This window comes from Trinickia dinghuensis (assembly GCF_003367175.1).
In the GTDB taxonomy this organism is placed as follows: domain Bacteria; phylum Pseudomonadota; class Gammaproteobacteria; order Burkholderiales; family Burkholderiaceae; genus Trinickia; species Trinickia dinghuensis.
Map to the genome: position 1 here is coordinate 159,926 of NZ_QRGA01000005.1, position 11,921 is coordinate 171,846.

The 11,921-nt window shown below is 61.0% G+C and carries 8 protein-coding genes and 1 pseudogene; 5 read left to right on the forward strand and 4 right to left on the reverse strand.

What is annotated here, in order from left to right; all coding sequences use genetic code 11:
- Positions 1-25: 25 nt before the first annotated feature.
- Positions 26-940: a hypothetical protein gene (locus DWV00_RS09030; protein ID WP_115533229.1), complete on the reverse strand. Its 915-nt coding sequence runs from the start codon at positions 938-940 to the stop codon at positions 26-28.
- A gap of 386 nt (positions 941-1,326) precedes the next feature.
- Between DWV00_RS09030 and DWV00_RS09035 the strand changes: the two are divergent.
- A pseudogene (locus tag DWV00_RS09035) lies at positions 1,327-2,469 on the forward strand (2-isopropylmalate synthase); the annotation flags it as partial.
- Positions 2,470-2,579: 110 nt separating this feature from the next.
- On the opposite strand, the gene glcC reads toward DWV00_RS09035, so the two are convergent.
- Positions 2,580-3,380, reverse strand: a complete 801-nt coding sequence (gene glcC / locus DWV00_RS09040) for a transcriptional regulator GlcC (RefSeq protein ID WP_115533231.1) — start codon at positions 3,378-3,380, stop codon at positions 2,580-2,582.
- Between the two features lie 201 nt (positions 3,381-3,581).
- Here glcC and DWV00_RS09045 point away from each other — a divergent pair, with 201 nt between their 5' ends.
- The 4 genes from DWV00_RS09045 to DWV00_RS34950 all read left to right on the forward strand — a co-directional run bounded on the left by DWV00_RS09045 (position 3,582) and on the right by DWV00_RS34950 (position 7,696).
- The gene (locus tag DWV00_RS09045; RefSeq protein WP_115533232.1) at positions 3,582-5,099 is read left to right on the forward strand and encodes an FAD-linked oxidase C-terminal domain-containing protein; all 1,518 of its coding nucleotides are present in this window, start codon (positions 3,582-3,584) and stop codon (positions 5,097-5,099) included.
- A complete protein-coding gene (gene glcE, locus DWV00_RS09050; RefSeq protein ID WP_115533233.1) occupies positions 5,096-6,214 on the forward strand; it encodes a glycolate oxidase subunit GlcE in 1,119 nt (372 codons plus the stop codon). Before DWV00_RS09045 ends, glcE begins: the two co-directional genes overlap by 4 nt.
- On the forward strand, positions 6,214-7,461 hold the full coding sequence (gene glcF, locus DWV00_RS09055; RefSeq protein WP_115533234.1) for a glycolate oxidase subunit GlcF: 1,248 nt from the start codon (positions 6,214-6,216) through the stop codon (positions 7,459-7,461). The genes glcE and glcF overlap by 1 nt, the downstream gene beginning before the upstream one ends.
- A gap of 67 nt (positions 7,462-7,528) precedes the next feature.
- Positions 7,529-7,696 (forward strand): DUF6726 family protein, encoded by a 168-nt coding sequence (locus DWV00_RS34950; protein ID WP_342766968.1) that lies wholly within the window; start codon positions 7,529-7,531, stop codon positions 7,694-7,696.
- 90 nt (positions 7,697-7,786) lie between these two features.
- Here DWV00_RS34950 and DWV00_RS09065 read toward each other — a convergent pair whose 3' ends face one another.
- Together DWV00_RS09065 and proP are read right to left on the reverse strand one after the other, a co-directional pair.
- Positions 7,787-10,162, reverse strand: coding sequence for a DNA polymerase II (locus tag DWV00_RS09065; RefSeq protein WP_115533236.1), 2,376 nt, complete (start codon positions 10,160-10,162; stop codon positions 7,787-7,789).
- A gap of 111 nt (positions 10,163-10,273) precedes the next feature.
- The gene (gene proP, locus DWV00_RS09070; RefSeq protein WP_220274675.1) at positions 10,274-11,758 is read right to left on the reverse strand and encodes a glycine betaine/L-proline transporter ProP; all 1,485 of its coding nucleotides are present in this window, start codon (positions 11,756-11,758) and stop codon (positions 10,274-10,276) included.
- Between the last annotated feature and the right edge of the window lie 163 nt (positions 11,759-11,921).

Sequence of the window (11,921 nt, forward strand, 5' to 3'; positions counted from 1 at the left end):
GGCGCCGCTCGCGTAATCGCCCCGTTCAGGAGTGTGAGAGATATTCCACCGTAAGCTGTCCGTGCTGCCGGAAGGCGACGAATACCATTTTTCCCACGGTAACGGGCTGCAACTGGTCGCTAAGAAACGTGCGCGGTTGCCCCCAGACGATTTTGATTGTCAGGACGTTCGCTTTATCGCCATTGTCATGATACAAAATGGAACTCTTGGGCTTACTGGGATCTCGCTGTGCAAATGGCGTCGGTGCGAACGGGTTCGGAACGTGATTTCCGAAGGAATTGACGGTCTTTTGATTGAGTCCCTTCGCGCCTTTTTTGTATTTTTGAAGCTGTGTCAGTATTTGCTTCGCACCTTTTGCTTTCACCCATGCAAGTGGAATAACTCCGTCGTTCAAATTGGCTTCTGCGCTGATGCCGTCGAAATCCTTCAGATCGAACGGCCACCAGTTTTCGCTGTCGTTGATCATCATGTCGATGATTTTGCGCTGCCCCGGAAGCGGCTTCTCCCCTGATTCGCCGGTAAGCTGATTCGCGGCTTTGGCGATCATCTCGTTCACTGCGCTATTTTCGGGGCTCACTGTGTGTTTATGCTGAATCGCCTTTGCGAACGATTCCGTCGTTCCAACAGTGACGTCGGCCCTCTCGAACCCCACGGGACGGTTCTTGGCGAAGTTCTTGTGGGCGCTTTGCATCTCGCGTTGATATCCCATCAACACCCCATGGATTTTCCGTTCCCATTCCTGATGTTTTCCCCGCACAACCTGGGCGTTTACCCATCGAACCCAGTCGTCAGTGCCTCTGGGGTCGGGGCCGCCAAAAAGTCGATATGCGTCCACCGCCGTGCTGAGAGTCGCCTCGAGTTGCCTGATGATGTTCTCAAGCTGATCACGGCCGTTGATCAGGGATTGGAGGCCAATTTGAGCATCGTTGTAATAAGGCATGCATCCTCTTTTTTAGAAAGAATTCTTCGAATATCGGCGATCATTCGCGGTTCGCGTCGATAAATAAATCCCGTCTCGATCCGCGAACCGGTATTCGTGGCGCAGCGTCACTAAAATCATCGACGAGAGCATGCGCTAAACGAGCGCCCGCGGCAACTCCCGTTGCATGCGCTTGGCGGCGAGGTGGCCGCGCGCATGCTCGCTACATGGCGAACGCGGATGCCTATCGGCCGGTAACACACCGCACGGGAAGACCCCGAGTTCCCTCGAAATAACGTTCGTTATAATCGCCAACGGCCGGGCGCTGTGATCCAGCGTTCCGGACGGCGGGAAGCATATCCCTCTTCCCTGATCAACGCAGTGGCCGATCCCCACAGGAGACTGGCATGGCAGAAAAACTCATCATTTTCGACACCACCTTGCGCGACGGAGAGCAATCGCCGGGTGCGTCGATGACAAAAGAAGAAAAACGCCGCATCGCTAGGCAGCTCGAGCGAATGCGAGTCGACGTCATCGAAGCGGGTTTCGCGGCAAGTTCCGAAGGCGATTTCCAAGCAGTCCACGCGATCGCAGGCGAAGTGAAAGAAAGCATCGTCTGTTCTCTCGCGCGGGCGAACGAGCGCGACATTTCGCGCGCGGCCGAGGCGCTGCGCCCAGCCGGTCGTTTTCGCATCCACACCTTCATCGCGACTTCGGCGCTGCATATGGAGAAGAAGCTCCGCATGTCGCCCGAACAGGTCTATGAGCAGGCACGTCAAGCCGTGCGTCTGGCGCGTCGTTTTACCGACGACGTCGAGTTCTCGCCGGAAGACGGGAGCCGCTCCGACATGGACTTCCTCTGCCGTGTATTGGAAGGCGTAATCGACGAAGGCGCGACGACGATCAACGTGCCCGATACGGTTGGCTACGCCGTTCCGGAAGGCTATGCGGCGTTGATCCGCGAGCTTCGCGAACGCATTCCGAATTCGGACCGCGCGGTGTTCTCGGTCCATTGTCACGATGATCTCGGTCTTGCAGTGGCGAACTCGTTAGCAGCCGTCAAATCGGGTGGGGCGCGGCAGATCGAATGTGCCGTGAATGGTCTCGGCGAGCGGGCAGGGAATACGGCGCTCGAGGAAGTCGTGATGGCACTCAAGACCCGGCGGGATTACTTCGGCCTCGACGTGGGTATCGATGCCAGTCAGATCGTTGCGACTTCACAGATGGTTTCGGAGATCACCGGATTTGCCGTGCAGCCGAATAAGGCGATTGTCGGCGCTAACGCTTTTGCTCACGCGTCGGGCATTCATCAAGACGGCGTGCTCAAAGCGCGCGACACCTACGAAATCATGCGTGCGCAAGACGTCGGTTGGAGCGCGAACAAGATCGTGCTCGGGAAGCTTTCCGGGCGAACGGCCTTCAAACAGCGTTTGAGCGAACTGGGAGTAGCGATCGAAAGCGACGCGGAACTCAATGCAGCGTTCGTCCGCTTCAAGGCGCTCGCCGATCGGGAGGCCGTCATTTCCGATGATGCGCTGGTCGGTCTGGTGCGCTAGCGAGAAGGCGTGAGCGTGATGTAGTACCCGGAACCCGCGCAGCGATTAGCAGCGCGGGTTTTTCCCTGAGAGCTTGGGTTCGCGACAACCGGCCACGGACGCGCCTACCACCCTTCCAGACGCATGGCGGCACGCGACTGCCGCTCATTTTCCTGTTCGACCTCCATGAACATGTCGCGTAAGCCGTCGATATGCTCCTTGGCGACGCGCTCGGCCTGTTCGGGATTGCGCTTGATCACGGCTTGATAAAGCCTCGCGTGCTGGCGATCGATCACGCGTTTGAAGGCCGGCCGGTGGTAGAGGTTGGACACTGAGGCGAGAACGCTTCTCAGCATCAGTTCGGACAACGACTCCAGCGTGTGAACGAGGACCGGGTTGTGGGAGGCATCGTTGATAGCGCGATGAAACCCGTGGTCGAGACCCGCGCTTTCCTCCAGCGACAGCTCTGCAAGTGCCTCCTGCTTTTCCCGAAGCGCTTCGTAGCGGCGCCGAATCAAGATGATATCGGCCGAGGTAGCGCGCACGGCCGCTAAACGCGCGGCCTCGCTCTCAAGTACCGAGCGCACTTCCAGCAAGTCGAAGAGGGTGCGGGGCTGCGAGTCCAGCAAATGCAGGAGCGGGCTCGTGTCGCCGCCGCCCGCCAGCCTTGCAACGAACGACCCCTTTCCGTGCTGCGTTTCGATGATCCCCATCCCACGCAGCAGACGCAAGCCCTCGCGCAGCGCCGGGCGAGATGCGCCGAGCTTTTCGCAGAGGCGGCGTTCCGACGGCAGCATGTCGCCTACCTTCAAGATGCCGTCGATGATCAGGCGTTTGATGCGCTCGGCGACCACGTCGGGCAACGGGCCGTCTTCCGAAGAGGGCGATTTTTCATTTCGATGAGTAGTATTACCAGTTGAAACCATTCAAGCGCCTCTTGGGGTATAGAGAAGTTACGCCGTGGATTTTAGGCTCATACCGCCGATCTAACAATGCGTCGTCGTTAAAGAACTGGTATTACCACACGGTTTCGGCATTGAAGCGGCCGCGCGGCGATCCTAATATCGGTCTCCACGAAGGCGACAACTACGAGGTTTCGGTTGTCGATGAACTAGGAGACGAGAACGATGAACGTCCACTGCGACGATTCGGGCGAAGGGGCTTCGCGTTGTTCGGGCAGCAGCACCGCCCTGATGTCCGAACTGGCGGCGGTGCTGCCTGATCTGACCATTCTCGATAGAACCGAGGACGTCAAACCTTATGAGTGCGACGGTCTCTCTGCCTATCGCCAGTTGCCCCGCGCCGTATTGCTGCCGCGTACCGAGACTGAACTGAGAGTCGTGCTTGAAACTTGTCTGAAGTTTCGAGTCCCGGTCGTAGCCCGCGGCGCCGGTACCGGCCTTTCGGGCGGGGCGATGCCGCATGCCGAAGGCGTCGTGGTCTCGCTGGCTCGGTTCATGAAGATTCTCGACGTCGATCCGAAGGCACGGACTGCGCGCGTCCAACCAGGCGTCCGAAACCTTGCGCTATCCGAGGCGGTAGCGCCGTACGGCCTGTACTACGCGCCCGATCCGTCCTCGCAGATCGCCTGTACGTTGGGCGGCAATGTTGCCGAGAATTCCGGCGGCGTGCACTGCCTCAAGTACGGACTGACGGTCCACAACGTTCTGGCCGTGCGTGCACTCGTGCTGTCGGAGGAGGGCGTCGACGAGCTGACGTTCGGCGGCGCTTCACCCGATGCGCCGGGCTTGGATCTCCTTGCGGTCATCAACGGCTCGGAGGGCATGCTCGCGGTCATCACCGAAATCGTCGTCCGGCTGACGCCGAAGCCGGAGGCCGCGCAGGTGGTCATGGCGTCGTTCGATTCCGTGACATCCGCCGCGGACGCCGTTGCGGCGATCATCGCGGCCGGAATCATTCCAGCCGGCCTTGAAATGATGGACAAGCAGGCCGTTGCCGCTGTCGAACCTTTCGCATGCGCGGGTTACGACACCGAGGCCGCCGCGATTTTGCTCTGCGAATCGGACGGTACCGTCGAAGAAGTCGCTCACGAGATCGCTCAGGTCACGCAGGTGCTCGAGCGCTCCGGCGTCAGACAGATACGAACATCGCAGGATGAGTCGGAGCGGCTGCGCTTCTGGGCAGGCAGGAAAGCCGCATTCCCGGCCGTTGGACGAATCACACCGGATTATCTCTGTATGGACGGCACGATTCCGCGTAAGAAGTTGGGCGAGATGCTCTCGGCCATCGTGGACATGGAACGCAAGTACGGCTTGCGTTGCGCGAACGTATTTCATGCGGGCGACGGCAATCTGCACCCGCTGATCATGTTCGATGCCAACGACCACGACGAGACGGCACGTGCGCTCGCCTTCGGCGCCGAGATCTTGGAACTGTCGGTTGCGTTGGGTGGGACGATCACGGGTGAGCACGGGGTGGGAATAGAGAAGCTTGCTCAGATGCAGGTTCAGTTCACGGCGGAAGAGTTGGAGATGTTTTCGGCCGTCAAGCAGGCCTTCGATCCCTTGGGGCTGCTCAATCCCGGCAAGGTGATTCCAACGACCGCACGCTGCCGTGAATACAAACAAACCGGCACGGGTCATCGCCATCGATGCAGTGGGCACACTTCCGAGGCGGCAGCATGAGCCTTGACATTCAAACAGTCCGATCGCGAAAACCGGTCTCCGTCGTTCTGCAACACTGGCAAGAAGTCATCCGGGAGGCCGCGACGGGCCGGCAATCCGTGGTGATCGCGGGCGCGGGAACGAAGTCCTTCTACGGGCTCCCCATGCGCGGGGAGATACTTCTGGACGCCCGCCGCCATCACGGCATCGTTGAATATGAGCCGACCGAACTGGTGATTACCGCGCGCTGTGGCACGCCGCTTTCCGAAATTGATGCGGCTCTCGATACCCACGGTCAGATGCTGGCTTTCGAGCCGCCTCGTTTTGGAGGTACCCCGACAATCGGCGGCGTAATTGCCAGTGGGCTGTCAGGACCGCGGCGGATGAGTGCGGGATCGGTACGCGACTTTGTCTTAGGGGCACAAGTACTGAACGGCAACGCCGATCTGCTGTGTTTTGGCGGCCGGGTGATGAAGAACGTGGCGGGTTACGACGTCTCGCGACTGCTCACAGGGAGTCTTGGCTGCCTCGGCATCGTGACCGAGGTCTCGCTCAAGGTTCTGCCGAAGCCGAGCATGGAAACGACGCTTCAGTTTGAACTCTCGGAGCGAGCAGCGCTTGAACGCTTGAGTGTTTGGGCAGGACAAGCGCTCCCGGTCTCGGCAAGCCTTTGGGTTGACGGAGCGTTGTGTGTTCGGCTTTCGGGCGCCGATCCTGCCGTCGATGCCGCCTGCCGCAAGCTTGGCGGGCAGACCCTCGACAAGGCTCATGCAGTTCGATTGTGGGCGAGTGTCCGCGACCAGTCGCATCCGTTCTTCGAGGAGGGCAACGAGGCGCTCGTTCGACTTTCGCTGCCGGCGACGGCGGAGCCCATCACGATTTCCGATCGTCAATTGATCGAGTGGGGCGGGGCCCAGCGCTGGCACCGAGTCGATGTGGCTCACCTTCCTCGCATCCGCGAACTCGCTTCGATCGCGGGCGGCCACGCGACGTTGTTCCGTGCGCCTCGAGGACACGTCGCCCGCGACGTCTTCACGCCCTTGACCAAGCCGATGATGAGCATTCATCGCGCGCTCAAACGATCTTTCGATCCAGCCGGCGTTTTCAACCGCGGCCGCATGTACGAGGAGTTGTAATGGAAACGCATCTTGCGGATTGGATCCGCGACACCTCCGCCGGAAAGGAAGTGGAGGCCGTCCTGCGCTCGTGCGTGCACTGCGGATTTTGCACGGCCACTTGCCCGACTTACCAGTTGACGGGAGGCGAACTCGATGGCCCGCGCGGGCGAATCTATCTGATGAAGCAGATGTTCGAGGGCGATGCCGTGAGCGCAAGCACGCGCGATCATCTCGATCGCTGCCTGACTTGCCGAAGTTGCGAATCGACTTGTCCTTCGGGGGTTCAGTATCACAAGCTGTTGGATATCGGCCGAGCGACGATCGAGGAACGCGTGCCGCGTTCGTTTGGCGAGCGCATGCAGCGCAGCGTCTTGCGTGCCGTGATTCCCAATCGGAATCTCTTCAACACGCTCCTGGCGGTTGGAAATGTTGCCCGCCCCGTACTGCCGAAGGTGCTTTCGAGGAAGATGCCGACGCGCGGGTCAAAAGCGGGGCAGCGGCCCCCACAGCGTCACGCCCGCAGGATGCTCATCTTGGAAGGCTGCGTTCAGCCGGCGCTGTCGCCCAATACCAATGCGGCGACGTCACGCGTGCTCGATCGCCTTGGAATTAGCGTCGTCGATGCACCGAATGCCGGCTGCTGTGGTGCGGTGGACTTTCACATGAACGCGCAGGACGCCGGGCTCGCGCGGGCGAGAAGGAACATCGATGCATGGTGGCCGGCAGTCGAACAGGGGGCGGAGGCCATTGTGCAAACGGCCAGCGGCTGCGGCGCGTTCGTCAAGGAATACGGCTACCTGCTGCGCGATGACCCGGCCTATGCCGCAAAGGCAAATCGAGTGAGCGCGTTGGCGAGGGATCTGGTGGAAGTCCTTCGCGACGAGCCGTTGACGAATCTCAACATCCGTCTGGGCAAGCGGCTCGCGTTTCATAGCCCTTGCACGTTGCAGCATGCTCAGAAGCTCGGCGGGGCTGTCGAAAGCGTGCTAACGCGCCTGGGCTTTGAATTGACCGCCGTCCCGGAGGGACATCTGTGCTGCGGCTCCGCCGGAACTTATTCGATTACACAACCGGAGCTTTCCACTGCGTTGCGCGATCGAAAACTCGATGCGCTGGAAAGTGGAAATCCGGAAACGATCGCGACGGCGAACATTGGCTGCCAGACGCATCTCGGGAGCGCAGGGCGAACTCCCGTTCGACACTGGATCGAACTGTTGGATGAGGCGCTGAGCGCGCCTAACCCGCAAGTCCGAGCGCGACGGTAGAATGCGATCGGCCGGCCGAGCCCGATGCAGCCCGCTTCTTGCCGGTTGAGCCGATTTGGAGGTTGTGTTGAGATCTTTTGTTTATGCCGGGTTCGCCGTCCTGTCCATCGCGCTCGGCGGCTGCGGTTTAGCTGCGGCGCCGTGCCGGGTGGCGTCCGCGGGGCTGAAGATTGTGCCGCTGGTGGGGCATGTGGCGGCGGCACCGACGGACGCTTGTGCAGCGGCTATCGATTGATCGGCGAGCGATGAAAACAGCTTTACGCGGCGTCGGCGCGCGGACGATCCCGTGCTCGGCGGAAACGGCGTTATCTTTAACGACCAAGCATCAGAAAAGCCTCTGCTGACCGCTCGTCAGTGTTTCGAAATCGTCGTGCAGTAGCGGAAGGATGGCATCCGCAACAGGCTGAAGCTGATTGGTGAGGTAGTGCCGGTAGTCGATCTCCGATCGCCGGTTTTCGAGGGGCTCCGGCCCGGCGCTGGTCATGACGTAGCTGACCCAACCCCCGGTTTGGTACTGCAAAGGCCGTCCTTGCCGCCGATTGAACTCGTCGGCCATCCGCGCTGCGCGAACATGCGGGGGCACGTTGCGCTCGTAAGCCGCCAGGGGCCGGCGCAGCCGCTTTCGATAGACGAGCAAATCGTCGAACTCGCCGTTCAGCGTGCGGCGCACATAGTTGCGCACGTAGTCCTGATAGGGCAGCTCCTTGAACACCCGCAGATAGAGTTCCTGCTGAAACTGCTGGGCCAGCGGCGTCCAATCCGTGCGCACGGTCTCCAGCCCCTTGTAGACGACTTCCTCATCGCCTTGGGCGCTGACCGTGAGCCCCGCATAACGCTTTTTACTGCCTTCTTCCGTGCCGCGAACCGTGGGCATGAAGAAGCGGCGATAGTGCTTCTCGAACTGCAATTCCAGCGCACTGTCGAGACCGAAACGCTCCAGCAGGTTTTGCTTCCACCACCGGTTGATATGCTCGACAAGCTCTCGGCCGATCTTTGCGGCGTCTTCTTCCGTGTGCGCGCGGTGAAGCCAGACGAACGTGGAGTCAGTATCGCCGTATATGACCTCGTATCCCTGTGCTTCGATCAGCTCGCGCGTCCTATGCATGATTTCGTGTCCGCGCATCGTGATCGACGAAGCAAGACGCGGATCGAAGAATCGGCATCCTGTCGATCCGAGCACGCCATAGAACGAGTTCATGATGATCTTCAGCGCTTGGGATAGCGGCTTGTCATGGTCTCGCTTGGCCGCTTCGCGTGCCTCCCATATCTGCGCAACGATGGCGGGCAGGCCGTGCCGTGTACGCGAGAACCTCGCGCCGAGAAATCCCGGCACCGAGTTGGCATCGGCCGCATTGCGAGACCCTTCGACGAGACCGACCGGGTCGATCAGAAACGTGCGGATGATCGACGGGTACAAGCTCTTGTAATCCAACACAAGCACGGAATCGTAGAGTCCCGGCCTCGAGTCCATCACGAAGCCTCCCGGACTCGGCGCACCCATGACATCGCCCAGATTCGGCGCGACATACCCCAGCCGATGCATGAGCGGCATATAGCGGTGGGTGAAGGCAGCCACCGATCCGCCGCTACGGTCGGCGGGCAGACCGGTCACCGTCGCGCGTTCGAGCAAAAACGCCAGCAGCTCAGTTTTCTCGAAGACGCGCGTCACGAGTTCGCAGTCCTTGAGGTTGTAGCGTGCGAGTGCCGGTTTGTCTTCGTCGAAGCGGCGCTGGATTTCGTCCATGCGCTGGTACGCGTTGTCGATGGCCTTGCCTTCGCCGAGGAGCTTTTGGGAGACATATTCGAGGCTGAACGACGGGAAGCTCCAGGTCGCCGATCTCAGGGCCTCGATGCCGTCGATGATCAGCCGGCCGGCGGCACCGGCGAAGAAGTGGCCTTGCGTCAGTCCGTGTTCGCGCCATTCCATCACACTGCCGTCGCGCCCGAGACGCAGCGGCACCCGATATTGTTCCGCATGTTGACGCAGGATCCGCAGGTCGAACTGCACCAGATTCCAGCCGATGATGGCATCGGGATCGTGTCTCGCCATCCAGTCGTTGAGCCGCTCGATCATCAGTGAACGGCTCTCGCAATATTCGAGATCGAAATCGATCGTGCCGGCGTCGCCGTTGGCGGGCCCGAGCATGTAGACCTGACGCTGGCCGCAACCTTCGAGGGCAATGGAATAAAGCTCGCCGTCGGCGCTCGTTTCGATATCCAGCGACACGATTCGCAAGTGCGGCCGATAGCCTTCATCGGGCTTCATGTCGGCATCGGCCAGCAGACCGCCGTCGGTAGGCTCGCCTTTGAACACGACGGGTGCCGTGATGAAGCGCTCCATCATGTATCGGTCGGGAGGGAACACGTCCGCTTCGTAGACGTCCACGCCGATCTGTTTGAGTTTCTTCTCGACGCGGGTCAGAAGCCGGTATTGCGAGCTGTAGAGTCCGAGCACCGGCCGGTGGTGAAAGTCGCACAGATCGAGCCGGCGCAACTCGGCTCGAGTACTCTGCGATTCGCGTTGCAAGACCGACTCGGCGTGCTCTCGCTGTCCAGCGGGGATGAACGCAACGGATTCCTGCTGGCGCAAGCGGATATGGCGTGGCCCGTCGTCGGTCGCCAACCAAAACGTCACCTCCGTGCCGGAGGGCGTATCCCGCCAATGGCGGGTCAAGATGAAACCTTGCTGCAGCGCTGACAAACACCCACTCCAATATGGCGATCGTTTCGTGCGAGATACGCCGCCTTCGGATCTTGCCGATAGGCGTGGCCGCACCTCGCGGCAGAGCCATTATAGGAGAGGGGCAGTTTCCTAAGCCCGCTCGCGAACCGCCGTCCACTCTTTCAGTTCGACGCCGCGCTCATGTTCGGGCGTCCCATGCCCATGCACGAGCCGAAGCGCTTCCTCACGACTGCCTACACACGGTCCCGATCCGAGCAGCGGCCGGCGAGCCGTTTCCTTCAACGCCACCACCGACACGATGCCGATGACCGACGCGCCCATCAGGTAGTAGGCCGGCATCATCAAGTTGCCGGTGCGGTCGACCAGCCATGCCGCAACGAGTGGCGTGGTTCCGCCGAACAGCGACACCGATACGTTGAACCCGATGGCAAGCGCGCCGTAGCGGATCCTCGTAGGGAACAACGCGGGCAGCGACGACGGCATTACGCCCGTGAACGTCGAAAGCAGGATGCCGAGCATCAGCATACCGCCGAACACGGACAGCATCGTGCCGGTGCGGATCAGCAGCAGCGCCGGAATCGACAACAGCAGCAGGCCCAAACAACCGAACAGCATCACGGGCCTGCGCCCGATCTTGTCGGAGAGGTGGCCCGCATAGAGCGTCATCGGCATCATCAGCACCATCACGACGAGGACGATGAAAAGGCCCTTCGATTCGTCGAAGCGCAGCGTCGCCGACAGATAGCTGGGCAAATACGACAGCGCCATGTAGTCGGTGACGTTGAAGATCAGCACGAGGCCCACGCATTGCATCAGCGGTTTGCCTTGTTGCTTGAGCAGTTCGAAGAGCGTCTGCTTGGGCCGTGAGCGTTCGTCGTGTTCACGCGCCTGCGCTTCCTTCTTGAAGGCGGGCGTCTCTTCGAGCTTGAGCCGGATGTAGAGGCCGAGCAGACCGAGCGGCCCCGCGATGAAGAACGGTACGCGCCATCCCCATGAGAGCAGCGCCTGCTGCGAGAGCGTCGCGGTGAGCCACGCCACCGTGCCCGCGCCGAGGATATACCCCACCAACGTGCCGAACTCGAGAAAGCTGCCCGCGAAGCCGCGGCGGCGATCGGTCGAGAATTCGGCGATGAACGTTGCCGCGCCGCCGTATTCGCCACCCGTCGAAAAGCCTTGAACGAGGCGGGCAACCAGCAGCAGAACGGGCGCAAACACGCCGATCGATTCATAGCTCGGGATCAGGCCGATGGAAAACGTGCCGATCGCCATGAGGATCATCGTCATCGCGAGCACGCGCTGCCGCCCGATCCTGTCGCCGAGCGGGCCGAACACCATGCCGCCGATCGGGCGCACGAGGAAGGCCGCGGCGAACGTGCCGAACGTTGCGATCAGTTGCGCGGACGGGCTGCTCGATGGGAAAAATACCTTGCCGAGCGTAACCGCGATGTAGCTGTAGACGCCGAAGTCGAACCATTCCATCGCGTTGCCGAGCGCCATCGCGCCGACGGCGCGCTTGAGCAGGGCGTTGTCGACGACCGTGACGTCGGACAAAGTCAACGTGGAGCGCGAGTTCGGGGATCGAGGGCGCGCGGTGCGCTTATGCGGACGGCTCAATGGACACACTCCTGAAATGGCGTTGCCAAGCACGCGAGTGCGAAAGCACTCGCGTGCGCAGGTGATCGGGCGTGGTGGCGCAGATGTGTTCGCGGGTGCGCCGGAGTGTCGAGCGAGGCAAGCGACGCAAGGGCCCGCCGCACGACACGAGATGAAATGGTTC

Bases quoted from the DNA above. Each gene is read 5' to 3' on its own strand.
- DWV00_RS09030 (WP_115533229.1), bottom strand. From the start codon at position 940: ATGCCTTATTACAACGATGCTCAAATTGGCCTCCAATCCCTGATCAAC.
- glcC (WP_115533231.1), bottom strand. From the start codon at position 3,380: ATGGTTTCAACTGGTAATACTACTCATCGAAATGAAAAATCGCCCTCT.
- DWV00_RS09045 (WP_115533232.1), top strand. From the start codon at position 3,582: ATGAACGTCCACTGCGACGATTCGGGCGAAGGGGCTTCGCGTTGTTCG.
- glcE (WP_115533233.1), top strand. From the start codon at position 5,096: ATGAGCCTTGACATTCAAACAGTCCGATCGCGAAAACCGGTCTCCGTC.
- glcF (WP_115533234.1), top strand. From the start codon at position 6,214: ATGGAAACGCATCTTGCGGATTGGATCCGCGACACCTCCGCCGGAAAG.